Origin of the sequence: Flavobacterium cerinum (assembly GCF_024496085.1) — a bacterium.
Classification (GTDB): Bacteria; Bacteroidota; Bacteroidia; order Flavobacteriales; family Flavobacteriaceae; genus Flavobacterium; species Flavobacterium cerinum_A.
Map to the genome: position 1 here is coordinate 957294 of NZ_CP101751.1, position 24508 is coordinate 981801.

The following is a 24508-nucleotide window of genomic DNA, read 5'->3' on the forward strand; positions in this document are numbered from 1 at the left end:
CTGATATAGCAAATGATTAAAAAAATGTCCATTGGAGTGTTGGCTTTGGCCTTATCAACTTCATGTGTTTCTAAAAAACTATACACTGATTTAGAGACAAAATATGCCGATCTGAAAAAAGAAAACCGTCAGTTGTCTGATGAAAATACTACGCTGACTAAAGATAAAAATCAACTGGATTTATTGTCGAAAGATTTACAATCGCAATTAGATAAGTTAAAAGCGGAACGTGATAAACTGGCTTCGGATTATGCTGCTGCTCAAAACAGCTTAAAAACCTTACAGTCGTCCTACAAAGCTTTAGAGAAAAACAGTGACGATGCGTTAAAAAGTAACATGGATAAAAACCGTGAATTGCTGGCGCAGTTAGAGGCTAAAGAAAAAGCATTGGCGGCTGAAAAAGACCGATTGGAAAAGTTGAAAAACGACTTGAAGGATCGTTCTGACCGTGTGAACGAACTGGAAAACATGATTGCTGAAAAAGAAGCTTCAATGAAACGACTAAAAGAAACATTGTCGAAAGCTTTGAATGCATTTGAAGGTAAAGGATTAACAGTGGAACATAAAAACGGAAAAGTTTACGTTTCTATGGAAAATAAATTGTTATTCGGAACCGGAAGTTGGGCTGTCGGAACCGAAGGAAGAAAAGCAGTTGTGGCTGTTGGAAAAGTTTTAGGGGATAATCCGGATATTACAGTATTGATCGAAGGACACACGGATAATGATAAATATGCCGGTGCTGTTGGAGCTGTAGAAAACAACTGGGATTTATCAACGAAAAGAGCTACAGCTATTGTGAACATTCTGGCAGAAAACAAAGCAATCGACAAGAAGAATCTGACCGCTGCCGGTAGAGGTGAATATGCACCGATTGCTTCAAATGATACAGCTGAAGGGAAAGCAAAAAACAGAAGAATCGAAATTATTCTGACTCCGAAACTGGATGAAATTTCAAAAATGCTTAACGATATCAACTAATTAAATAATACAGGCATTGAAAAGGTTCAGCAGTCATAGCTGGACCTTTTGTTTTTAGTATTTTTGGAACCTTTATAATTGGAAAGGAAAAAAATGAAGTATACAACATTACCGGGAACGGATATTAAAATAAGTACAATATGTTTAGGGACGATGACTTTCGGAGAGCAAAATACCGAAGCAGAAGCACATGCCCAATTAGACTTTGCACTGGATAAAGGGATTAACTTTTTAGATACGGCTGAGATGTATCCGGTAGCGGCACGCGAGGAAACATCAGGAAGAACGGAACGTTACATCGGAAACTGGCTGCATAAAACAGGAAATCGGGATAAAGTGATTGTGGCAACTAAAATAGCCGGCCCTAATCGCGGAATGGACTATTTGCGGGAGGATTTGCGATATACGGATAAAACGATTCGCGAAGCTGTAGAAAAGAGCTTACGACAATTGCAAACGGATTATATCGATTTGTATCAGATGCATTGGCCGGAACGAAAATCGAATATGTTCGGACAACGCGGATTTACGATACAAGATGATGCCTGGGAGGATAATTTTAAAACGGTATTGGAAACCTTTGAAGATTTGATCAAAGAAGGTAAAATCCGACATATCGGAGTGTCTAATGAAACACCGTGGGGTGTGATGCGTTTTCTGGAAGAAAGTAAAAAGCATGATTTACCGCGAATTGCCACGATTCAGAATCCGTATTCCTTGTTAAACAGAACCTTTGAAGTTGGTTTGTCAGAAACCTGTTACCGGGAAAAAGTTGGCTTGCTGGCCTATTCTCCGTTAGGTTTCGGAACACTAACCGGAAAATTCCTTACCGGTGAAGCGCTTCCGAATGCCAGAATTAATTTGTTTCCGCGTTTTTCACGTTATTCAAGTGAGCAATCGCAAAAGGCTGTAAAAGGCTATCAGGAAGTGGCTGCTTCGTTTGGGCTGACTTTAACTGAAATGGCATTGGCTTTTGTACAACATCAGGCTTTTGTAACGGCAACGATTATCGGAGCAACGAATTTGGAACAGCTGGAAGAAAATATCAAAACGCATACTGTTGTATTAACGGATGATATGATCCGGGAAATTAATCGTATCCAGGAGCGTATTCCAAATCCGGCACCGTAACAGAATTACTCGATCGACAATTTACGTGTGGCAGTATTGCCGGTATTGTCGGTAATATGAATGATATATAAACCTGTGGCTAAATGTGACGTTTTAACGTTAATTAGCTCCGGGTTTTTTGTTTTTTGATGGTGTACCTGTTTTCCGTTTGTGTCGAAAATAACAATTTCTTCCGGATATGTATTACCGTTGGATTTAATGTTGATCTCTGTTTTGGCCGGGTTAGGATAGATGGTGAAATCATTTTTATTAAAATCGGCTGTGCCTAATGAAGCATCTTTTATCTTATAAATCGTTCCGTTGTTGATAGCGGCAACGTATAATTCACCGGCCATATCTTCACCGAAAGTTACAAAACTGTTTCCGTTAAACGGATTGGAATAGGTTATATTGCCGGAGTTGTCAGCCATCCCGATTCTGGGAGAACAGTAATCCGTGAAAAAATATTTATTTTGAAAATTCGGATAAATAGTTCCGGTATAAACATAACCGCCGGTTATGGAACAATTCCCGGAATTATGTGATGTAACTGCGATCGGGAATGTCATTGTTGATTGCGCAGCACATCCGGTTGAATTGTAAACATCATTTCCTTCATAACAACGCCAACCGTAATTCAGTCCGGCTTGAGTAGAAGCTACTTTGTTAATCTCTTCGTAAGCATTTTGTCCGACATCAGCGATCCACAAATCACCGTTATTTCGGTTAAAAGAAAACTTCCATGGGTTTCGTAATCCGATGGCCCATATTTCATCGGCACCGGCTATACCAACATAGGGATTATTGGCCGGGCTACTATAAGGAGATCCGGTGTTAACATCAATACGAAGCATTTTTCCAAGCAACTCATTAATGTTTTGTGCCCGGTTTCCGGGATCACCACCGCTTCCGCCATCACCCATACCGATATACAAATAACCATCGGGACCGAATTTTATCGAACCGCCGTTATGATTGGAAAAGGGTTGTGTAATTGTAAGTAAAATAGTGGCGCTTCCGGTATTGGCTACATTCGGATCGCTTCCGCTTACAGTATAACGGGCAATAACGGTATTTCCCGCTGTATTGGTGTAATTGACATAAAAATAGCCGTTAGTGCTATAATTGGGATGAAATGCCAGACCTAATAAGCCACGTTCTCCGCCGGAGCTTATCAAACTGCTTATGGACAGAAAAGGAGTAGGGTTAGTCGTTCCGTTGGAGTTGAGAATTTTAATACTCCCGCCGCGTTCTACAACAAAAAGTCGGGAATCTCCGGAATGGGCTATTTCAACCGGGCTGGAAAAACCCGTTGCAAAACTTTCGAGATTAATCGTCTGAGAAAAAGCAATACAGTTTGCAAGTAATGCCAGACTAAGTAGTATTTTTTTCATGGGGTAGTTAGTGTTGGTTTGTAGTAAAAATAGTAAAAAAATATTTATATCATATCTAATCGTTTAATTTTTAGTGCAATATGCGACATCTGGAGGACAGGTAAAGTAGTCGTAAGCTGTAGAAATGATAAGGTCTTATCTTTACCAACCCAAAGAGATTGTTTTATGTATTTTAATTTAAAATATGGCTTGTGGTGATTTCTGAAAATATAAGAGTAAGTGTAATAGGAGTACTAAAGGTTGCTTAAGTATATAAATAGTATTTTCATGTTTTGAAAGTTTCTGCTTTCAAATGTAAAGGGCCACTCTCATGAAGTGGCCCTTTTTTCTAAAGATTTTCGATTATCTTATCTTTAGGGTATTTAACGGTATAACTGATGCGTATCTTTTTAGTTTCATTTGGTTTTAAATTGAGTTCCCAGCTTAATAATCCTTTTTCGGAATTTACTTTAGCACCATCCTTTTGTTTCAACTCAATTTCGATGTCCTTGTCTGTACTCAACGGATATTGATCTTCCAGCTTCAAAGCAATAGCTTCTTTTTTGTTATTACGAATGGTGATATCGTAGGTGAAGGTTTGCTCTTTTTTAGCGGATAAAAATTTAGTTCCGGATTTGTCAGCAATTTTTTCCCGTGTGATAACAACTTTCTTGTCGCGTCCCATGCTGAGGTTTAACGTATCGGATGTCTGACCCGGATTGATTATTGTTTTACCGACATACATGCCTTCAAAAATAATATTGGCTTCTCCTCTTAACAAATTGTATTTGCTGTAATCGCTGATTTCGGCCAGTAAGAATGATTCTTTATCCAGTTTCGGAGCCGCATAATATTTATAGGTGGCCGGTAATTTGATTTCCTTTAATGAAACGCTGTGTACTTTGCCGTTTGATAAAATATCATACGGAATATCAATATCAAATGAAATATTTAACTGATTTTCATTGATTGTCGTATAATTGGAAATAGAACTGCTTTCTTTTGCCAGAGAAGATTTATTTCTGATTTTTACTGTTTCTGCACGGTCATAGTTTGCCTGCGGAACAGCTGCGTATACCGGTTGATAAGCTAAAAACCATGGGTTTATAACCGGAGCCTGATTGTTCTGATTTGGGATACCACTCGAAAGCGTTAACTTTACTTTTTTCCAGTCTACTCCGGTGTTTTGAACGATTTGTGCTTTATACATCATGTTAATCGGAGAAGTGACATTATCAGCACGAAGATCATAAAACGGAGACCAGCGTGCATTATTTGTCAGATAAGAAACATCAAGTGTAACGGCTCCGGCTGTTTGGTTCATAACCTGTAATACCAGTTTTCCGGTGGCATTTTTTTCTTCTTTACTACTGTTTATTTCCAACTTGGAATTCAGTTTGGTTAAAAGAGCGTTCAGTTTTCTTTCTTTTTCGTTTAAAACATCTACTGAATTACTGATTTCGGTACGCTTAGCTTTATAATATTCGACCATCTTCATTAGTTCCGATACATTCAAACCCGAATTAACACCGGATACCTGTTGGTTTTTATCAAGCATTTCAATGGTTTTCATTTCAGCACTTCGGGTGTTGTTTAATTGATTCAACTCTTTTTGAACAATTGTAATACTGTCCCGTACCTTTTTAATTGCCGGTGAACCTTCATCAATATCGTATTCACTGATATAATCATTGGTAAATTGAGAAGATAGTACCGTAATACTGGACGGAGCACCAATCTGAACCGTATTTTCGTTCAGGTAGTTGGCGATATTTTTAATTACAATTTCATGTGTTCCCGCCGGAAGGCTAAGGTTGGCCGTCTGAGAAATTTCCGCAGCGTTAAAATAAACAGTAACAGCATTTACTTTGGCTGTTGTAAAAACAGGTTTTTGGGCAAATGCAAAACTGCTGAAAATCAGAAGTAATACAGTGATAAACTTTTTCATTTTTTTGTATATAGTGTTTTATAAATTAGAATGGGATCGGATTGTCATTAAATAGTTTTATGTTTTCCGAATTAGCTGTTTTTGGTGCCGATAGCATTGGCAAATACAACAATACCGATATAAAAAAGGGCAAGAATAAGAGATGTTGTCATGATGTTATTTTTGTAAAGATTGAATATCATTTTCTATAGTCAGAATCAATAAACAGGTAGCGGTGCAAAATACCGGACTTGTAATACAGTGATGACCGTTCCAGCTGCCGTTATTGTTTTGAATTTTAATCAGCTTTCCGCTAACGTTGTCATACCAGTTTTTCCAGTCGTTATCCTTTTTTACCAACATGGATTCTCCGGTTTGAAGGAAACTCATAAATTCTTCTCCGCCGTTGTTACCGTAACCGTTCATTATTGTGTTGTCCATTGCCTGAACTTTTGCGGCTTTGTATACTTTAGCTGCAACATCGTAAGAAGCTGCTTTGTCTTTTGAAACGCCTATTTTCTGTAGGTTATCGCGATTGAGTTCAGCTGTTTTACTGATTTTACCTTCTGCTTTGGCCTTGGCTAATAGTTCTTCTGCTTCTTTCGCTTCCGAAGCACTGCCGCGAACGGAACTACTAATTGCATACAGCATGATTCCGGCACCGTCTTCTGTTTTGGCGGTATTACTTTCGGCATTATAATTTCCTTTCTGATAATTGCGGGCAGCGGTTATCTTTTCTTCATTTACGATGATGTTTTTATTTTTCTTGGCTTGTTCCAAACCGGAACTGGCAAAAGAAGATTGTAATACTCCGGCCCAACCGGCTCCGTTTACTTTTCCGTTATTATCATATGATTTTTCGATTTTATCCACACAAATCTGAATGGCTTTTTCGATACGTTGTGACGGGTTCTTTTCAGCGACCTGATTCAGAAATTGTAATGTCAGTGCCGCATCGATGTTTTCGCCTAATTTTCGTTGAATTTGTGTGCCGCGGACCTGAGTGATATATTCATTGTTTTTATTGGATTCGACTTGTTGTAGCAAATAGTCTAAAGCTGCCGAAAGTTGTTTTTTATACGGACCTTTAGTGGTTGTATTACCCATTCGATAGAGTGCCATTGCTGCCATTGCAGTTGTCGCCGGATCCGATTTTACAGCATGCGGATTCATTTCTCCTTGATTACTATGCGAGCCGGCTCCCCATCCGCCATCATTATTTTGTGCTGTGACCAACCATTTTTCGCCACTCTGAATTCCGTTTTTAACAGTAGCATCGTTTTTATAGGACGCATATTGTGCAACAGGTTGTTCACCCATAACCGACATAAAGACGCAAGGTTGTTCCTTGCTGTTTTTTTGTTTGTAAACTACAGCAGTCTCGGAGTTGGCCGAATTGGAAGTCTTAATAACCACTCCGGTCAACAGTACCGAAGTCGTTAAAGCGATTAAAAGATTTTCGGTTTTCATGATTTTCGGTTTTAAAGATTACAATTCAAAAGTACGGGCATCAGAAATACACATTTAGCAGAATGGGTGAAAGCAGTTTTTAACTTGGTGAAAGGGTAACGGAAAACCTGTTTTGTGTAACCTGTTCTGCTATTGAATAAAGAAAATAAGATCACATACAAGCGATACATACGCTTTGAAGAAAAAGCATTAGTTGAAAAAGCGTATTTTTGAAGAAAGGGTGAACCGTATATCTGACTTGGTGAATGATATAGGAAAGGATTCCGGATTTAGCGTACTTTACACACTGATAATAATTAAAAAGATGCGAAACATAAAGTGTATTTTGATCGTGTTGGGGATCCTGCTTTTGTTTTCACAACAGGTCACAGCACAGTCGGTTCAGAAGGAAAGCAATGATAAAAGTGCCAATGTCAATTTAAATAAAGCGGCAGAGGAACTGGCTAAATCATTAGAAGCTAATGATGAAATTAAAATAGCGGGAAGTTATGAGAAACTGGCGCAAGAGTTTATTGAAGCGGATGATTTGGTTAAGGCTGAAGAATACCTGAAAAAAGCACTGGAAAGTTTTACGAAGCTAAAAAAGAAAGAGGATATTGCACGGATTAGCCGAAGTCTGGCAAGAGTACAGGAAAATCAAAGAAAGAATCGATCCGCACTTAGCAGTAATACAGTGGTCAGTAAAAAAATGCTGAATAAAAATGTCGAACCGGCGTATGATGCAGATGCTAAATTCAAACAAAATGCAGAGTCTCAGGCAGTACAGTATAATACGGTTCCGAGTCCGAGTATTCAACAGCTTGAAAAAGAAAAGAGGAACGAAGAAATAGCAGATGCTTATGTGCAGAAAGCAGAAATGAGCTTACAGCAAAAAGATAAAACCGTTGCAATTGAAAACTATAATCAGGCTATTTCTTATGTGAAAGATAAACCGGAAGAGGTGATCAAACTTAAAGCGGAGTTAGCCAAAGTATATACGGCCGATAATCAATTTGAAGAAGCGATTGCGATTTCCGAAAAATTACTGGCGGAAGCCAGAACTCAAAAAGATTTTGATACTGAAATCGTACAATTACAATCGCTGGCGACAGTCTATTTTAAAAAGAAGGAACCGAAAAAAGCGGAGCATTTGCTGAAAGAAGCGTATGCACTCGCGACCGAAAAAGGGAAAGCCGCCGAAGTGAAAAAAAGTATGGAGAAATTACTGGATTATTATCGGGAAACCGGTAACTATAAGGAAAGTACCCATATCTATGAGCAGTTTTTTAAAAACTTTGAAGAACTGCTTCGAAAGGATAGTGCGCAAACGGATAAAGCGGCTTTCCTGGTAACGGAAGAAAAAATCCGCCAACTGGAGAAAGAAAAGGTGCTGAAAGACGAACTGATCGCAAAGAAAAATACGTTTAATTATTTTCTGATCGGTTCAATGATGCTGTTGCTATTATTGTTTGGATTAATTGTAAAAGCATTGTATTCGATTAAAACGAAAAATAAAGAAATAGCCCTTCAGTCGTTACGTCGGGAAATGAATCCGCATTTTATTTTTAACAGCCTAAACAGTGTCAATCAGTTTATCTCGCAGAATAGGGAATTGGAAGCCAACAAATACCTGACTTCATATTCGAAGTTGATGCGGAACATGATGGAAAATTCCAATAAGGATTTTATCACATTGGGAAGTGAAATCGAACAATTGCGAAAATATCTCGATTTAGAGCATATGCGCTTTGAAGATCAGTTTGATTATACGATCACGGTCGATGAAAAACTGGACACGGAAACAATCCAGATTCCGAATATGATTATCCAACCTCATCTGGAAAATGCAATCTGGCACGGACTCCGATACAAGGAAGGCAAAGGATTGTTGGAGTTGAGTTTCTCGCTTGCAAAGGGAAATGTTGTAGTTGTAATCCGGGATAATGGTATCGGATTAACGAAAAGTCAGGAACTAAAAACCAAAAACCAAAAAGTACATCAATCAAGAGGACTTACAAATACAAAAGAGCGTATTAGTCTTTTGAACGAATTGTATAAAAAAGAAATAACGTTGGATATTGCTGAAAGAGCGAATCCGGATAGCGGCGTAATCGTTACGCTTCATTTTCCGTTGATTGAAAAATAAAAAGCCATGCAAAAAATTAGAAGTGTTATTGTAGAAGATGAATTGGCCGCCAGAGAAGTGCTTAAGGCCTATTTGTCTAAATATTGTCCGCAAGTTGAGGTAATCGGCGAAGCACAACATATCAAAGAAGCGGTTCCGTTATTGCATGAATTACAGCCACAATTGGTTTTTCTGGATGTAGAAATGCCTTTTGGAAATGCTTTTGATGTTTTGGAAGCTTGTAAGGATTTACAGTTTGAAACCATATTTGTAACGGCTTTTTCGGAATATTCGTTAAAGGCCTTAAATCAAAGTGCGGCATACTATCTGTTGAAACCGATTAGTATTGAGGAGCTTATTCTGGCAGTAAATAAAGTACAGTTACAATTGGTTAATCAGGAAATTTTTAACCGGAACCGGATTATTGTCGAAAACTTCCGGGAGACCAATCCGGAGCGACAAAAGGTTATTTTACCAACATTGGAAGGCTTTGAAGTGGCTAAAATGGAAGAAATTGTACGTCTTCGCGGAAACGGTAATTTTACGGATATTTATTTGCAGGACGGAAGTAAAAAAATGGTGTGTCGATTTTTAAAACACTTTACGGAAATCCTTCCTTTTCCGTTTCTCCGGGTGCATAAATCCCATATTATTAATGTGAATTTTGTAAAGTCTTATCACAAAGGTGCCGGTGGTTACGTGACGCTTTTTGATGGTTCTGAGGTTGAAATCTCACCGACGTATAAAGAGGAATTCCTAAAAAACTTTAAATAGTAGACCGATGATAAAAAGAAAGCTCCGCAGTAATACGGAGCTTTTATTTTGTTAGAGACTGACCAGATTTTTATCCTACCTAAAAGGCTGACTAGATTTTTATCCTGTCTCATTATTACAATACAAGTTTAATGTTAAATGCTTAGATATCAGTGTTTTTTATATATTTTTAATTTATTAAAAAGTGTTTTTTTATAATAAATCCCTATACTTTATTGTTGATCAATAAAAGCAATAATAATGTAATATTAGTTTTTCATTCTTCTAATGTTAGCGAATAAAATGATTAATACACCATTTCTTTTATAAATAATGAATCAACGGGGATACTATCCGTAACGGTTTTTAGTTTTAGGAAAGTACGCGAACGACCGGTTATTGTAAACGGTAGTTTATAACCGATGGTGTCTTCTGATGTCAAAACACCACGACGTAACATCAGATTCGTCAGGAAGTCTTGTTGCTGATTGGCATAACCCTTCAGACTTCCGGTATTGTCGAACTGCCACATGAATTTCTTCGGTTTCGGAACGATAGTAGCAAGGAACAGACATTCTTTTAAGGTAAGATCAGCCGGTTTTTTCTGAAAATAGAACTGAGCCGCTTCTCCGATTCCGTAGATATTCGGTCCCCATTCAATCACATTGAAATAAACTTCCAACATACGTTGCTTACTGGTGATACGATTGTTTTCGAGTATGTAAACCAACAGGATTTCCTCAAGTTTTCGGGATAAAGTCTTTTCACGGGTCAGAAATACATTTTTAACCAATTGCATACTGATTGTACTGGCTCCGCGTGCAAATTTCCGGGTTCGGATATTTTTTACAATAGATTGCTTAAATGCCTCGTTTATAAAACCGCGATGCGACATAAAGGACGGATCTTCTGAGGTTAATACGCTTTTTTGTAAATAAGGTGATATCTGATCCAACGGCGTAAAGTTCGGATTGGATGGTCCTACGACTATCGGACGTTGCGGAATACCGTTTTCTATTGCGCGGTAAGTAAATGTTGTATTCAGCTTGTCCAGATCGGCTTCTCCGTATTTAATGATTTTTAGGCCGTCTTTCTGAAGTTTACTGTCAAAAACGAGCGCATTCGGGTTGTTTTTGTTGAACTGAAAATTGAGTTTATAATCAAAGTCACCTTCAGCCTGCATACCTTCAAAATGAGTAAAAAGTCCTTTTGGTAGTGACGTAATAAAATCCTGAGCTTTCATTTTCGGAATCTCCAGACGTAAGGTATATAGCGTGTCTTTCTCGGTTTTGTATTCCGCAAAAGGACGCACTTTAATGGCATTGAGCTGTGCTTTTGAACTACTGTCGATCGCTACAAAATGTTCTCCGAAAAGGAAACGATAGTCAAAACGAGCCTTTTCAATGATGACGTCTTTTTTAGCAATTCGGGGATGATTGATGGTGAAGTTGGTAATAGAGGTATAACCGTCAACATGGAGTTCATTGCCTTCCATCTTTATCCTGGAAACGTTAACGTGGATACTGTCAAAACTGGATAAAAGATTGAAACGTTCGTCGATATAAGGTACTTTAATTTTGGAAGTATCACTGTTGAAGAAACGAAGATCGGCTGTTTTGTTACGGGGATCAGCCATTCCGCGGATTTTCCAGTTTTGATTGAACGTATTTGTCTGAACGTTGATAGTTGTTTGTAGCTGACGGCCTTCAAGATTCAGATCGTTCAGATGCATGGTAACTTTACGTCCCATATCGTCCATTCGGAGCGATAAGTTATGTAATGTCATATTGGTTGGTACCAGATTTAGCGCTTTTGTCAGCAAACGATACGCAAGTTTAGCGTAGTTTCTTTTCTCGCTTTCATTATTGTTTTCCTTTTCTTTTTTTAAGAAAGCATCAAAATTACGGCCGTTTTTGTTTTTTACTAACTGAACGAATCCGTTTTTCATTTCCAGTTCCTTAAGCTGGATGTCACCGGTAAACAATTGAAAAAGGTCAACAGACGTTTTTACTTTTTCGACAGCGACCAAAGTGTCGGCCTGATTGGGAACTAAAACAATATGATGTAGTGTTACGCCATTCAGGCCGTCAAATTGAGCGTCTTTTATGGTAAGCGTACAGTTATAATCGGTAGCAAGCCGGTTTTCTGCTTTGGTAATCGCTTTTTGAAGTAACGAATCCCGAAAAATAAAAAGTCCGGTAAAGGCAAGGGCAAAAAGAATACAGATCGCTAGTAAAAAGCGTATGATTTTTTGCTTTCTTGTTCTCATTGTTGTTCTGTTTTCTACAAAAATAGGGTATTATCCCTGAAAAAACAGCAGATGAATGTGTTAATATAACGGGCTTTTAACAGTTAATGCCTTTTCTGTTAACGCTGATAGTAGGCGGTTAGTGTTGCCTTTGCCAGCATATTGGCATTTATATAAAAACCGACAAGCGATGGATTTGCATTTTTATCCAAGCCCAGTTTTTCTGTTTTTAAAGCAAAAACGGTTATTTCATATTTATGCGGCTTGTCTCCTTCCGGCGGACACGGGCCTCCATATCCGTAGGTTCCGTAATCGGCGATACCCTGGATAATTTCTTTAGGTAATGTTGTTTTCGAAGTATCTCCGGAACCGGATTTCAACTCTTTTGTGCCGGCGGGAATATCAAATACAGTCCAATGAATCCATCCTCTTCCGGTTGGCGCATCCGGATCATACATAACTATGGCGAAACTTTTGGTTCCCTGTGGTGCATTTTCCCATGAAAGTTGCGGTGAAATATTAGAACCGGTACATCCGAATCCGTTATAAACCTGTTTGTGAGTAGCCTGTCCTTGTAAATCGGAACTTTTAAGGGTGAACGTCTGGGCTTTTGTAGTCAGCGATAAGAATAAGCCGACAACGATGACATAAAGTGTTTTCATTGTTTTCTATAGACTGTTCAATGTCTTGGATTCTGTTATTTTCAACAGAAATAAACTTGTAAGCATTTTTTAATATGATACAGTCTAATTTATTGGTAACCGAGTCCGTAAAATAGTTGTGGACATAGCCACTATAAAGCTCTGTTTTTCCGTTTGCTTCAATTAGAACATCGGCGTTGGTATAGAGGTATTTATTTTTAGAATTTTTGGTTCCATATATTTTTTTAGATTTAATGATATAGTGCCAGTAATTCTTAAACTTAAAAAGAGGAATGCTACTGTCAAAATTCGTTGTGCGAATAACCTTGTAAGAAAAAAAGCCTAGAACACCGGATATGAGATATAATAGAGAGATAAGATAAATGATATTGGTATAGTCATTAATGTCTTTTTTTTCAGGTAATTGATTTGCAGAAAGTGTTTCAAATAGGCACTTTATATTTTCATATGATACATATTCCTGAATTCTAAGAATGGAATAATTTTCTAAAAGTATAAGATTTAATATGCAGAATGTTATAATGCCGATACTAAAAAAAAGTGTCCATAAAAAACGCTCCATTAGGTTTCCCTGGTTGAATTGTTTTGTGAAATCGCCCCCAAAATAAAATTTCCTGAACAAAAGTCCAGGAAATATAAAAATTGAAATATAGAATATTGTATTTAATGCTATATTTTCCAATGGATTAGCCTAGTGAAATGGTGATTGTTTTATTTGATAACTCAACGTTTTTTTCTTTGTCATTTTTGTGATTCAGTAAATAATCAACAGCGTCATCGAGTTTCTTTTTATCACTGGGATTATTGATTATTTCTAAGATGTCTTCATTGATCAGAGAGTTCTCATGAGGAGAATCAGATTTCATTCCTGAAAACAATATTGTTATCGTTCTTTGTAAACCATTTCTAAAAAAGTTTATTTTTTTCATAACTTTCTGATTTTTAGTTTTAAGATACTTTCAAAAATAAAATTTATCTGTTAGATTACAAATGTCTTTAACATATATTTTTTGTCTTTGCAGTTATTTTATCCAAAAAGCTCACTAACCACATCTTCTATTTTGGATACCATTTTAATATGAATCTGAGTGTTTTTTAGTGCTACTTTATTGTATTTAGAGATGAATATAGTTCCGAAGCCTAATTTTTCAGCTTCTTGTATTCGCTGTTCAACGCGATTTACCGGGCGAATTTCTCCGGAAAGACCGACTTCTCCGGCAAAACAATAATCTTTACCTACCGGAATATCTTCATTAGACGAAAGAATGGCTGCCACAACAGCTAAGTCTATCGCAGGATCATCTACCGATATACCGCCGGTTACATTCAGGAAAACGTCTTTAGCACCCAGGCGGAAACCGGCACGTTTTTCCAATACAGCCAAAATCATATTAAGTCGTTTGGCATTGTATCCGGTCGTGCTTCTTTGTGGTGTTCCATATACGGCCGTACTGACCAAAGCTTGAATTTCGATCATTAACGGACGCATCCCTTCGAGAGTAGTTGCAATTGCAGTACCGGACAATTCTTCTTCTTTATGAGAAATCAGAATTTCCGATGGATTGGCTACTTCGCGCAATCCGCTGCCTTGCATTTCGTAAATACCTAATTCGGCAGTAGATCCGAAACGGTTTTTAAGCGAACGAAGAATACGGTAAATGTGATTCCGGTCGCCTTCAAACTGTAAAACGGTATCTACCATATGTTCCAGAATTTTCGGACCGGCAATATTACCGTCTTTAGTAATATGGCCGATTAAGATAACCGGAACATTGGTTTCTTTTGCATATTTGATCAGCTCGGCTGTACATTCCCGTATCTGAGAGATGCTTCCGGCTGATGATTCTATATAATCGGTGTGCAGTGTTTGTATCGAATCGATGATAACGATTTCCGGTTCGATGACTTCAATCTGCCTGAAAATATTCTGTGTTTTGGTCTCCGTCAGAATGTAACAATTGTCGCTGTTGGCTGTGATCCGTTCCGCTCGCATTTTAATCTGCTTCTGACTTTCCTCACCGGAAACATACAACGTTTTGTAAGGAAGTTTTAGTGAGATTTGTAATAACAGCGTACTTTTTCCGATGCCGGGTTCGCCACCCAGTAAAGTTAACGAACCGGGAACCAGACCACCGCCTAAAACACGGTTCAGTTCACCGTCGGTCGTGTCCATTCGGATTTCTTCAGCCGAATCGATTTCTTTTATTTTTAAAGGCTTGGAGGCTTTTTTAACCTCAACAGAACTGGCTTTCCAGGCAACCTTTTCTTCTTTCTGAATAATTTCTTCCACAATTGTATTCCATTCTTTGCAGGCGTTACATTGGCCTTGCCATTTGGAATATTGTGTGCCGCAACTTTGGCAGAAGAAGGTTGTTTTTAATTTGATAGCCATTTCGGATGTATTCGCTTTTTAAATTATTATCTTGATTTTACGGCATCGGCTCTTTCCAGCATTCCGTCTTTGGTTAGGTCGCCGATCGGTTCCATGTTGAAAGCACTCATATACGCCTTGTGCGCTTTTTTGAAATCATTCGTGTTTTCATAATATAACCCTTTTTCGTATTCGCTGATCATGCTTTTAGGGTAGTTCTTTTTGGCAACTTCCGAAAGCGTTAGTAGCTCTTCGTAGTTTTTATTTTTTAGGATGGCTGCTTCAATAGCCTTGAAATCATTTAAACGAACGGTTGGTTTGTAACCTAATTTCTTTTCCAGGTTGGTGTATTTGTCAATTAAATACTGCGTATGACCTGTTGGTAATTTAGCAATTTTTTCCTGAAATTCAATGGTAGAAATCGGCTGATATCCGTCAAAAATATGGTACATGGCATTTGGAATGGCAAAAGTCACCAGCGAATAGTGCGAAAGACCTTTGAATTCGTCAAATCGGTATTTTAGGTTGCTATTGCTTATTGCTTTTGCTTTTTCGTCCAGCGTTTTCATTTTAGCCTGAATCTTTTTCAGATCACCGTCAGAAGTAGCCTGATAATAGAATAGCGGTTTCTGAATGGCAGCCAGTCGTTCCGGGATTCTGTTCTCCATTTCCGGTGCAAATTCGGGACTTAAAGAAATATACGCGTTAAAAATCGGGTTGTCTTTATACAGGAAAAAGTTTAAAAATCCGGCAGTCGTGTCTAGTCCGGCAATCATTCGGAATGGCGCTACACGGTATTTTTTTTCGATATACGGGAGTAATTCGGCTCCGATAAATTCGAAAAACTTAGCTCCTTTTTCATTCGGAAGTCCTCCTTCATCATAGGAACAATCATACTCTCTTTCGTTATTTTTATTCTGATTGACAGATATAATGATCATCTCAGGAAGGTCATCCCAATATGCACCATAAGATAAAACCCCATGGAAAGGATTGGTCAGAAATTCTCCGTCAAGAACCACCAGCAACGGATACTTTTTGTCTTTATTGTTCTCGTATGCGTCCGGTGTAATAATGGTAATTTCCCTGGTTTCCTTAAGTTTTTCAGATTGGAAGGCTTCTACAGTCTTTTGTGAAAACAGGGATTGGTTTAGTAAAAATGTTACTAAAAGGAATAGCGTTTGTTTCATGTTTGTTAGTAGTTTCTCGTAGTTTGGAATAGAGAAGCAAGATAACAAAAATTATTTATTTCGATGTAAAAGCGGCAATAACAAAAAGGAAAGTAATCCCATTAAAATTATCAGTCCGGTCTGGGAAGTCCAAAGAATCCACCCGAAAGTTGTGCCGGCTGTTTCCGGTACTGAATATAGTAGTAAAATTTCGGAAATCAATAACGGAAAAGCACCGAAACCTCCGTTGGTAAAACTAATGGCAAGACTACCGACAACAAAGGCTGTTACGACTACTCCAAAACCGATCGTACTGGTTTCTTTTATGGCAAAAATGGCAAAATAAAAAGTGAGCACATAGCCAATCCAGATAAGAGCAGTATAAGCTAAAAAAGCCCATTTATTCGGCATTTGGAATACGCTTAGTACACCTTCAATCAGGCCGGATATTTTTTGCTTGATGATTAGAATCGGTTTCCATTTGGAATAGAGAAACAATAAGGTTATAATAATCAATCCGGCAACTCCGGTCACACCCAACATAATTAGTTTTTGAACCGGGATTTTTTGAGTCAGGAAGGTTTTTAAATAATCAAATTGTAATAATAAAGCGGTAACCATTAAGGCAAGAAGGATAACCAGATCGATTACTCTTTCTGCAATGATAGATCCGAAAGCTTTGTCAAACGGAACGTTGTTGTATTTTTTGACAACCAAAGCACGGGAAACCTCGCCGGATCTCGGGATCGTCAGGTTCATCAGGTAGCCGATACAAACGGCTGCAAGATTGGTTTTGAAAGGCGAAAAATAGCCCATGTGCTCCAGACTGTAACGCCAGCGATAGCCTCTGGCAACCAGACTTACTAATGAGAAAAATGTTGAAATCAGAATATAGTTGTAGTTTGCATTTCTGAAATAGCTTTTCATTTCGTCCAATTGTTCCGGTGTGAACTTATTGAATGCATAATAAACTAAAAAAACTCCCAACAGAAGTGGGAGTACGATACTGATAATTTTTTTAAATTTCTCTTTCAAAAGGATTAGGTTAACGAGTTGTCATTTTCATTCGGGAAAATGATTGAAGGCTTGAATTCTTTGGCCTCTTCTGTAGAAATAATGCCGTATGAAATGATAATGATGATGTCTCCTTTGTGAACCTTTCGAGCCGCAGGGCCGTTAAGGGTTATCTCGCCGCTGTTTCGCGGTCCGGGAATAGCGTAGGTCTCCAGTCGTTCCCCATTGTTGATGTTTACAATAGAGACTTTCTCTCCTTCAAAAATGTTCGAAGCTTCCATTAAAGCTACGTCAATCGTGATACTTCCGATGTAATTTAGATCGGCTCCAGTCACCTTTACACGGTGAATCTTGGACTTAACAACTTGAATTTGCATGGTGCAAAGGTAATTAATTTAGTGCAATATTGTCAATCAATCTGATATTGTTTATGTAAACCGCGATAAAGCCCCTGTATTTTTTGTCGCTGCTTTTGCGCTTTGCGGTTATAAGCGTGGCTTCATCGGCAATTTCAAAATATTCGAGTTGGAAAGCTGGATGTTTAGCAAATGTCCGGATAACGTAATCAGATACTTCGTTAGCCGATTGTGTGCTGAATTTTTGTTTGGCTTCCAGTAAAATCTTGTAAATAAGAGATGCTTCTTCCCGGGCTTCAGTGCTAAGGCGTTCGTTACGGGAACTCATTGCTAATCCGTTTGCTTCGCGGTGAATTGGGCATCCTACAACAGTTACGGGAATATGATATTTTTCTACCAGTTTTTTTACAATCTGCAATTGCTGAAAATCTTTTTCGCCAAAATAAGCGTTGGTAGGCATTACAATTTCAAACAACTTTTTTACAATAGTACCGACACCATCAAAATGACCCGGGCGATGCGCTCCTTCCATTTGGAATTCAAGACCGTCATATTCAAAAGGACTTGATGTGGTGTTTCCTTCGTAAATGTCATCTACCGTAGGAGCGAAGATGATAATGTCTTCGGATACGGTTCGGACTTTCTCGATGTCAAGATCCACATGACGCGGATATTTTTCAAGATCTTCAGCATTGTTAAACTGGGTAGGGTTTACAAATATGCTGATAACGGTAATCTGATTTTCAGAACAGGATTTACTTAATAAAGAAAGGTGTCCCTGGTGTAATGCGCCCATGGTCGGAACAAGTCCGATCGTTTTTTTAGTAGTGCCGATTTGCGTTAAATGTTGCGCTAAATCTGCTTTTTTGGCAAAAACAAACATTTGCTTTAGATTTAAATTGGGTGCAAAATTACTATTTTGTCAAACAACTGCATAAAATTTTGTAATTTTGCATGTTTTTTATATCCAATAAATAAATTTTAGTGCAATGAATGATAAGAGGATATTGTATGTATCATCTGAAGTGGTGCCGTACTTGGCTGAAAATGAGGTTTCTTTAATGTCTTACGACGTGCCGAAAATGATTAACGATCAAGGTGGACAAATTAGGATTTTTATGCCTCGTTATGGAAATATAAATGAGCGCAGGCACCAATTGCATGAAGTTATCCGCTTGTCAGGAATGAATTTAGTGGTAAATGACATGGATATGCCGCTTATTATTAAAGTGGCTTCGATACCAAAAGAGCGTATTCAGGTTTATTTTATCGATAATGATGAATATTTTAAACGTAAAGCTACTTTTTCTGACGAAGATGGTGTGCTGTATCCGGATAACGATGAGCGTTCTATCTTTTTTGCGAAAGGAGTTGTTGAAACCGTTAAAAAATTAAACTGGGTACCGGATATCATTCATGTTCACGGTTGGTTAGCGGGGATGCTTCCTGTTTATATGAAACATTACTATAAAGATGAAGCGTTGTTTGCTGATACCAAAATTGTAACGTCTGTTTATTCACAGTCTTTTGACGGAACGTTAGATCCGGAAATGATGAAAAAAGTGGCTTTCGATGAAATCCCGGATGCATCAATTACTGATCTGGAAATTCCTAACTATGAGAATGTTATGAAAGTCAGTATTCTACATTCCGATGCTGTAATCATAGCGTCTGAAGACTTGTCTCCAAGTTTAACAAAATTTATAGAAACATCAGGTAAACCTTTTTTACCTTTCGTGCCGAAAGATGCTTTTGCTGAAGCATATACTAATTTCTATAAAAATCAAGTTATATAATCATTCTTTGATCTAAAAATAAATATGAATAGGATTTCATTGTTACAAAAATTGCTTCTGTCTTTTACAACGGTTTTGTTGCTTTCCTGCGATAAAGATTTTAATACTATCGGTTCGGATCTTGTCGGGGAAGAAAATTACAACATAGAAAAATACGTAGGGCAGACATTGGCAGCCTATAATAAAGCTACCGGAGGCGTTCAGGCGAATAACCTGCCGGTTAATATTTTAGGGATAATGAATAATGCTACTTTCGGTGAAACCAAAGCGCATTTTGTAACAGAAGTACAATTGGCTTCGGCGGCTCCGACAATCGGTGAGCATCCGGTGATTGATTCCGTATGGGTGTATGTGCCGTATTTTTCAACGCAAACCGGAACAGATGAAAACGGAGTTCGTTTGTATGAACTGGATTCGGTTTACGGAAAAGATGCGAAGTTTAAACTGAAAGTGTACGAATCAAAATACCAGTTGAGAACTTTTGATCCGAATAACGGAGGGGCAGCTCAGAAATATTTTACAGATGAGAAAAATCTGGTTGAGACCAATAGAGGGACACAGCAATTAAACAACGGACCGGCTAATCAGAATAATGAATTTTATTTTAATAATCTGGAAACGATTCTGTATAAATTGAATGCTGACGGGGATTATCTGAATAGCTCCGGACAAGTTATTGATAATGATGATATTGCTAACCGCGTTGTTTTGGAGCGTTTTACGCCTGGAATGTGGTTAGATTTGGATAAAACGTTTTTCCAGAATAAAATTTTAAATGCTACTTCTGATAAGTTGTTAAATAACAATGCTTTTAAAGAGTATTTTAAAGGGCTTTATTTTCAGGTAGAAGGAATCGAAGGGCAGGCTTCTATGGCAATGTTGGATTTCTCAAAAGCAAAGATTAATATTCGTTATAAAGCAGATGGTACAGCTGATCCGTCCTCGCGTGTTCGAAAAACATTGGTGCTGAATTTAACCGGAACTAATATTAACTTCCTGGAAAGTAGTTATGCATTACCAAGTGAATCGGGTGAAGATCGTCTTTACTTAAAAGGCGGACAAGGTTCTATTTCGTATATCGATTTATTTAATGCTACAGAATTGGAAAACCTTCGTGCTGAAGTTGCTGCAAAAAAATGGTTAATCAATGAAGCGAATCTAACGTTTTATGTGGATAAGCAAGCGATGCAGAATGTGGCTTATGAACCACAGCGTATTTACTTGTACGACATTAAGAACAACAAAGTTTTAACGGATTATAATTATGACGTAACAACGAATTCGATGTATCCGAAATTAAGTAAAGTCTTGTTGGGTGGATTAGTTGAGCGTGAAACAACCGGAGATAAAAAAGCAATCAAATACAAAATAAGGTTGACGCAGTATGTGAACAATCTGGTTAAAAAGGATTCTAATAATGTTAGAGTAGGATTGGTGGTGATGGAAGATATTAATAACGTACAGAGTGCTTATTTTAAAACCCCGTTTACAATGACGGATCCTAAAAATGCATCGTATAACGTAAAACTGCTGCCGGTAGGTTCGGTTGTTAATCCGTTAGGCGTTGTGTTGCACGGAACAAATAGTTCTGATGTGGATAAAAGATTGAAGTTAGAGATTTATTATACTAAACCGAAAGAATAATTTATGTGTGGTATTGTAGGTTATGTGGGTCACAGAGATGCTTATCCTGTGATTGTAAAAGGTCTTAAAAGACTGGAATATAGAGGTTATGATAGTGCTGGTGTTGTATTGTGGGATGGTGAAGAATTAAAGCTGTCAAAAACCAAAGGAAAAGTAACGGATTTAGAAGCTCGTGTAGCGTCTGAAATAACAACTAACGGAACAATTGGGATGGGGCATACACGTTGGGCAACACATGGTGTACCTAATGATGTGAACTCGCATCCGCACGTTTCAAATTCAGGTGATCTTGTAATTATTCATAATGGAATTATCGAAAATTACGAGCCGCTTAAAAAAGAATTAATCAATAGAGGGTATACGTTTAAATCGGATACCGATACGGAAGTATTGGTTAACCTTATTGAGGATGTTCAAAAACAGGAAAATTTAAAATTAGGAAAAGCAGTTCAGAAAGCGCTTAACCAAGTGGTGGGAGCTTATGCGATTGCTGTTTTTGATAGAAAAAAACCGAATGAAATTGTGGTAGCTCGTTTGGGTAGCCCGTTAGCAATCGGAATCGGAGAAGGGGAATATTTTATTGCTTCTGATGCTTCTCCTTTTATTGAATATACAAGCAATGCTATTTATCTGGAAGATGAAGAAATGGCAATTGTGCGTTTGGATAAGCCAATGAAGGTTCGTAAAATAAAAGACGATACTTTAGTTGATCCGTATATTCAGCAACTTCAGGTAAACCTGGAGCAAATTGAAAAAGGCGGCTATGAACACTTTATGTTAAAGGAGATTTACGAGCAGCCGAATGTAATTAAAGATACTTACAGAGGACGTTTGCTGGCGAATAAAGGAATTATTCAAATGGCAGGCGTTGAAGATAATCTGGAAAAATTCCTGAATGCCAACCGTATTCTTATCATTGCCTGCGGAACCTCATGGCATGCAGGATTAGTGGCGGAATATGTATTGGAAGAGTTTGCGAGAATTCCGGTGGAAGTAGAATATGCTTCGGAATTTCGTTATAGAAACCCGATCATTTATCCGAATGATGTGGTAATTGCAATCTCACAGTCGGGAGAAACAGCTGATACGTTAGCTGCGATTAAACTGGCAAAAGAAAAAGGAGCTTTTGTATTTGGTGTGTGTAATGTGGTAGGTTCGTCTATTTCCCGTGAAACACATGCCGGTGCTTATACGCATGCCGGACCTGAAATTGGTGTGGCTTCTACGAAAGCTTTTACGACTCAAATAACTATTCTGACGTTAATTGCGTTGCGTTTAGCGAAAGCAAAAGGAACAATGAATAATTCGGATTACCAACGTTATTTGTTGGAATTGGAATTAATTCCGGAAAAAGTAGAAGAAGCATTGGCTACAAATGATATTGCCAAAACGATTGCTCAGATTTATAAAGATGCGCCGAATTGTCTTTATCTTGGAAGAGGGTATAATTTCCCGGTAGCATTAGAAGGAGCATTGAAGTTAAAAGAAATTTCTTATATCCATGCTGAAGGGTATCCTGCGGCAGAGATGAAACACGGTCCGATTGCATTAATTGATGAGCAAATGCCGGTTGTGGTTATCGCGCCGAAACAAAATCACTATGATAAGGTGGTAAGTAATGTTCAGGAAATCAAAGCCAGAAGCGGAAAAATTATCGCTGTGGTAACCAAAGGTGATACTCAGGTTAAGGAATTGGCAGATCATATTATTGAAGTTCCGGATACGGCTGAAGCATTGACGCCGTTGTTGACGACAATTCCGTTGCAGTTGTTATCGTATCATATTGCGGTAATGCGCGGATGTAATGTCGATCAGCCTAGAAACCTGGCGAAATCAGTTACGGTAGAATAAGTTATAAAAGCGGATTTTTCGGAATTCGCTTTTTTATTATAAAAAATTCAGAAATTAAATTGCAAAATTAGCATATAAAAAACTATCTTTGCGCTCTGAAAAAAGAGGTTTTTTCAAGAAACGTAAATAGCTGTTTAATAAATACATAAGCAATGTCTAAACGAATAGGAAAAGTTGCACAGATTATCGGACCAGTGGTTGACGTAGTATTCAACACACAAGACGCCGAACTTCCAAAGATTTATGATTCATTAGAAATCACTAAAAATGATGGTTCAAAATTAGTACTTGAAGTACAATCTCACATAGGTGAAGATACAGTTCGTACTATCTCAATGGATTCTACAGACGGATTAAGTAGAGGTCAAGAAGTTTTAGCTTCTGGAGCTCCGATCCAAATGCCAATCGGGAAAGATATTTATGGACGTTTGTTTAATGTAATCGGAGACGCTATTGACGGTCTTGGAGATTTGCCAAAAGAAGGTGAAAACGGATTACCGATCCACCGTTTGGCTCCAAAATTTGAAGATTTATCAACGTCATCAGAAGTTTTATTCACAGGTATCAAAGTAATCGATTTGATCGAGCCTTATGCAAAAGGAGGGAAAATCGGATTGTTTGGTGGTGCAGGTGTAGGTAAAACAGTATTGATCCAGGAGTTGATTAACAATATTGCAAAAGGTCACGGTGGTCTTTCTGTATTCGCAGGAGTAGGTGAAAGAACACGTGAAGGAAATGACTTACTTCGTGAGATGTTAGAGTCTGGTATTATCAAATACGGTGATGATTTCATGCACTCTATGGAAAATGGAGGATGGGATTTATCTAAAGTAGATAAAGTAGGAATGAGAGAGTCTAAAGCTACTTTCGTTTTCGGTCAGATGAATGAGCCGCCGGGAGCACGTGCACGTGTTGCTTTATCCGGATTATCTATCGCTGAATATTTCCGTGACGGAGCTGGTGAAGGACAAGGGAAAGATGTACTATTCTTCGTTGATAACATCTTCCGTTTTACACAGGCAGGTTCTGAGGTGTCTGCATTATTAGGACGTATGCCATCTGCGGTAGGTTACCAACCGACATTAGCAACTGAGATGGGTGCTATGCAGGAGCGTATTACCTCAACTAAAAACGGATCTATTACATCTGTACAGGCGGTTTACGTACCTGCGGATGACTTAACGGATCCGGCACCGGCTACAACGTTTGCCCACTTAGATGCAACTACAGTATTGTCTCGTAAAATTGCTGAGTTAGGTATTTATCCGGCTGTAGATCCATTGGATTCTACTTCTCGTATCCTTACACCGCAAATTTTAGGAAATGATCACTATGACTGTGCTCAAAGAGTAAAAGAGATCTTACAGAAATACAAACAATTACAAGATATTATCGCGATCCTAGGTATGGAAGAATTATCTGAAGAAGATAAACTAGCTGTATCAAGAGCACGTCGTGTACAACGTTTCTTATCGCAACCTTTCCACGTAGCGGAGCAGTTTACTGGTATCCCGGGTGTATTGGTGGATATTAAAGATACAATCAAAGGTTTCAACATGATTATTGACGGTGAGTTAGATCACTTACCGGAAGCAGCATTCAACTTGAAAGGTACTATCGAAGATGTTATCGAGGCCGGACAAAAAATGTTGGCAGAAGCCTAATTAATTCGTTCAATTGAA

General features: G+C 38.1%; 19 protein-coding genes. 8 read left to right on the forward strand and 11 right to left on the reverse strand.

All coding sequences use genetic code 11. From position 1 onward, the window contains the following. Positions 1–12 precede the first annotated feature (12 nt). Positions 13–978 carry an OmpA family protein gene (locus NOX80_RS04420; RefSeq protein ID WP_256552113.1) on the forward strand — a complete coding sequence of 322 codons (966 nt, stop codon included), beginning with the start codon at positions 13–15 and terminating at the stop codon, positions 976–978. A gap of 93 nt (positions 979–1071) precedes the next feature. Beyond that, entirely contained in the window at positions 1072–2109 is a 1038-nt protein-coding gene (locus NOX80_RS04425; protein WP_256552114.1) for an NADP(H)-dependent aldo-keto reductase, read from the forward strand. A gap of 5 nt (positions 2110–2114) precedes the next feature. On the opposite strand, the gene NOX80_RS04430 is transcribed toward NOX80_RS04425, so the two are convergent. The 3 genes from NOX80_RS04430 to NOX80_RS04440 all read right to left on the reverse strand — a co-directional run bounded on the left by NOX80_RS04430 (position 2115) and on the right by NOX80_RS04440 (position 6858). Then, on the reverse strand, positions 2115–3482 hold the full coding sequence (locus NOX80_RS04430; protein ID WP_256552115.1) for a PQQ-dependent sugar dehydrogenase: 1368 nt from the start codon (positions 3480–3482) through the stop codon (positions 2115–2117). 328 nt (positions 3483–3810) lie between these two features. Further along, positions 3811–5409, reverse strand: coding sequence for a DUF4139 domain-containing protein (locus NOX80_RS04435; RefSeq protein WP_256552116.1), 1599 nt, complete (start codon positions 5407–5409; stop codon positions 3811–3813). A 156-nt stretch (positions 5410–5565) separates the two neighbouring features. Then, positions 5566–6858, reverse strand: coding sequence for a hypothetical protein (locus tag NOX80_RS04440; RefSeq protein WP_256552117.1), 1293 nt, complete (start codon positions 6856–6858; stop codon positions 5566–5568). Between the two features lie 304 nt (positions 6859–7162). Between NOX80_RS04440 and NOX80_RS04445 the strand changes: the two genes are divergently transcribed. Beyond that, positions 7163–8983: a tetratricopeptide repeat-containing sensor histidine kinase gene (locus NOX80_RS04445; RefSeq protein ID WP_256552118.1), complete on the forward strand. Its 1821-nt coding sequence runs from the start codon at positions 7163–7165 to the stop codon at positions 8981–8983. Positions 8984–8989: 6 nt separating this feature from the next. After that, on the forward strand, positions 8990–9736 hold the full coding sequence (locus NOX80_RS04450) for a LytR/AlgR family response regulator transcription factor (protein WP_256552119.1): 747 nt from the start codon (positions 8990–8992) through the stop codon (positions 9734–9736). Between the two features lie 286 nt (positions 9737–10022). On the opposite strand, the gene NOX80_RS04455 is transcribed toward NOX80_RS04450, so the two are convergent. The 8 genes from NOX80_RS04455 to panC all read right to left on the reverse strand — a co-directional run bounded on the left by NOX80_RS04455 (position 10023) and on the right by panC (position 18418). Further along, entirely contained in the window at positions 10023–11984 is a 1962-nt protein-coding gene (locus tag NOX80_RS04455) for a transglycosylase domain-containing protein (RefSeq protein WP_256552120.1), read from the reverse strand. Between the two features lie 98 nt (positions 11985–12082). Further along, positions 12083–12625: a YbhB/YbcL family Raf kinase inhibitor-like protein gene (locus NOX80_RS04460; protein ID WP_256552121.1), complete on the reverse strand. Its 543-nt coding sequence runs from the start codon at positions 12623–12625 to the stop codon at positions 12083–12085. Between the two features lie 686 nt (positions 12626–13311). Beyond that, complete coding sequence (locus NOX80_RS04465) at positions 13312–13554, reverse strand: hypothetical protein (RefSeq protein ID WP_256552122.1); 243 nt, start codon at positions 13552–13554, stop codon at positions 13312–13314. 98 nt (positions 13555–13652) lie between these two features. Next, a complete protein-coding gene (gene radA / locus NOX80_RS04470) occupies positions 13653–15017 on the reverse strand; it encodes a DNA repair protein RadA (protein WP_256552123.1) in 1365 nt (454 codons plus the stop codon). A gap of 26 nt (positions 15018–15043) precedes the next feature. After that, positions 15044–16186 carry an alpha/beta hydrolase gene (locus tag NOX80_RS04475; protein ID WP_256552124.1) on the reverse strand — a complete coding sequence of 381 codons (1143 nt, stop codon included), beginning with the start codon at positions 16184–16186 and terminating at the stop codon, positions 15044–15046. Between the two features lie 51 nt (positions 16187–16237). Further along, the gene (locus NOX80_RS04480) at positions 16238–17200 is read right to left on the reverse strand and encodes a lysylphosphatidylglycerol synthase transmembrane domain-containing protein (protein ID WP_256552125.1); all 963 of its coding nucleotides are present in this window, start codon (positions 17198–17200) and stop codon (positions 16238–16240) included. Between the two features lie 5 nt (positions 17201–17205). Beyond that, positions 17206–17556 (reverse strand): aspartate 1-decarboxylase, encoded by a 351-nt coding sequence (panD, locus tag NOX80_RS04485; RefSeq protein WP_256552126.1) that lies wholly within the window; start codon positions 17554–17556, stop codon positions 17206–17208. Positions 17557–17569: 13 nt separating this feature from the next. Further along, complete coding sequence (gene panC, locus NOX80_RS04490) at positions 17570–18418, reverse strand: pantoate--beta-alanine ligase (RefSeq protein ID WP_256552127.1); 849 nt, start codon at positions 18416–18418, stop codon at positions 17570–17572. 106 nt (positions 18419–18524) lie between these two features. On the opposite strand from panC, the gene NOX80_RS04495 reads away from it, so the two are divergent. From NOX80_RS04495 to atpD, 4 genes are all read left to right on the forward strand, one after another. Continuing rightward, entirely contained in the window at positions 18525–19331 is an 807-nt protein-coding gene (locus NOX80_RS04495; protein ID WP_256552128.1) for a glycogen/starch synthase, read from the forward strand. A gap of 24 nt (positions 19332–19355) precedes the next feature. Continuing rightward, a complete protein-coding gene (locus NOX80_RS04500) occupies positions 19356–20975 on the forward strand; it encodes a DUF4270 domain-containing protein (protein ID WP_256552129.1) in 1620 nt (539 codons plus the stop codon). A gap of 3 nt (positions 20976–20978) precedes the next feature. Next, positions 20979–22826, forward strand: coding sequence for a glutamine--fructose-6-phosphate transaminase (isomerizing) (glmS, locus tag NOX80_RS04505; RefSeq protein ID WP_256552130.1), 1848 nt, complete (start codon positions 20979–20981; stop codon positions 22824–22826). 152 nt (positions 22827–22978) lie between these two features. Then, a complete protein-coding gene (gene atpD, locus NOX80_RS04510) occupies positions 22979–24490 on the forward strand; it encodes a F0F1 ATP synthase subunit beta (RefSeq protein ID WP_256552131.1) in 1512 nt (503 codons plus the stop codon). The last annotated feature ends 18 nt before the right edge of the window (positions 24491–24508 follow it).

What these genes read in the sequence shown, in the direction of transcription:
- radA (WP_256552123.1), bottom strand. Translation starts at nt 15,017, where the DNA reads ATGGCTATCAAATTAAAAACAACCTTCTTCTGCCAAAGTTGCGGCACA.
- NOX80_RS04460 (WP_256552121.1), bottom strand. Translation starts at nt 12,625, where the DNA reads ATGAAAACACTTTATGTCATCGTTGTCGGCTTATTCTTATCGCTGACT.
- NOX80_RS04430 (WP_256552115.1), bottom strand. Translation starts at nt 3,482, where the DNA reads ATGAAAAAAATACTACTTAGTCTGGCATTACTTGCAAACTGTATTGCT.
- NOX80_RS04475 (WP_256552124.1), bottom strand. Translation starts at nt 16,186, where the DNA reads ATGAAACAAACGCTATTCCTTTTAGTAACATTTTTACTAAACCAATCC.
- NOX80_RS04420 (WP_256552113.1), top strand. Translation starts at nt 13, where the DNA reads ATGATTAAAAAAATGTCCATTGGAGTGTTGGCTTTGGCCTTATCAACT.
- glmS (WP_256552130.1), top strand. Translation starts at nt 20,979, where the DNA reads ATGTGTGGTATTGTAGGTTATGTGGGTCACAGAGATGCTTATCCTGTG.
- NOX80_RS04445 (WP_256552118.1), top strand. Translation starts at nt 7,163, where the DNA reads ATGCGAAACATAAAGTGTATTTTGATCGTGTTGGGGATCCTGCTTTTG.
- NOX80_RS04495 (WP_256552128.1), top strand. Translation starts at nt 18,525, where the DNA reads ATGAATGATAAGAGGATATTGTATGTATCATCTGAAGTGGTGCCGTAC.
- NOX80_RS04450 (WP_256552119.1), top strand. Translation starts at nt 8,990, where the DNA reads ATGCAAAAAATTAGAAGTGTTATTGTAGAAGATGAATTGGCCGCCAGA.
- panD (WP_256552126.1), bottom strand. Translation starts at nt 17,556, where the DNA reads ATGCAAATTCAAGTTGTTAAGTCCAAGATTCACCGTGTAAAGGTGACT.
- NOX80_RS04435 (WP_256552116.1), bottom strand. Translation starts at nt 5,409, where the DNA reads ATGAAAAAGTTTATCACTGTATTACTTCTGATTTTCAGCAGTTTTGCA.
- NOX80_RS04455 (WP_256552120.1), bottom strand. Translation starts at nt 11,984, where the DNA reads ATGAGAACAAGAAAGCAAAAAATCATACGCTTTTTACTAGCGATCTGT.
- NOX80_RS04465 (WP_256552122.1), bottom strand. Translation starts at nt 13,554, where the DNA reads ATGAAAAAAATAAACTTTTTTAGAAATGGTTTACAAAGAACGATAACA.
- NOX80_RS04440 (WP_256552117.1), bottom strand. Translation starts at nt 6,858, where the DNA reads ATGAAAACCGAAAATCTTTTAATCGCTTTAACGACTTCGGTACTGTTG.
- NOX80_RS04425 (WP_256552114.1), top strand. Translation starts at nt 1,072, where the DNA reads ATGAAGTATACAACATTACCGGGAACGGATATTAAAATAAGTACAATA.
- atpD (WP_256552131.1), top strand. Translation starts at nt 22,979, where the DNA reads ATGTCTAAACGAATAGGAAAAGTTGCACAGATTATCGGACCAGTGGTT.
- panC (WP_256552127.1), bottom strand. Translation starts at nt 18,418, where the DNA reads ATGTTTGTTTTTGCCAAAAAAGCAGATTTAGCGCAACATTTAACGCAA.
- NOX80_RS04500 (WP_256552129.1), top strand. Translation starts at nt 19,356, where the DNA reads ATGAATAGGATTTCATTGTTACAAAAATTGCTTCTGTCTTTTACAACG.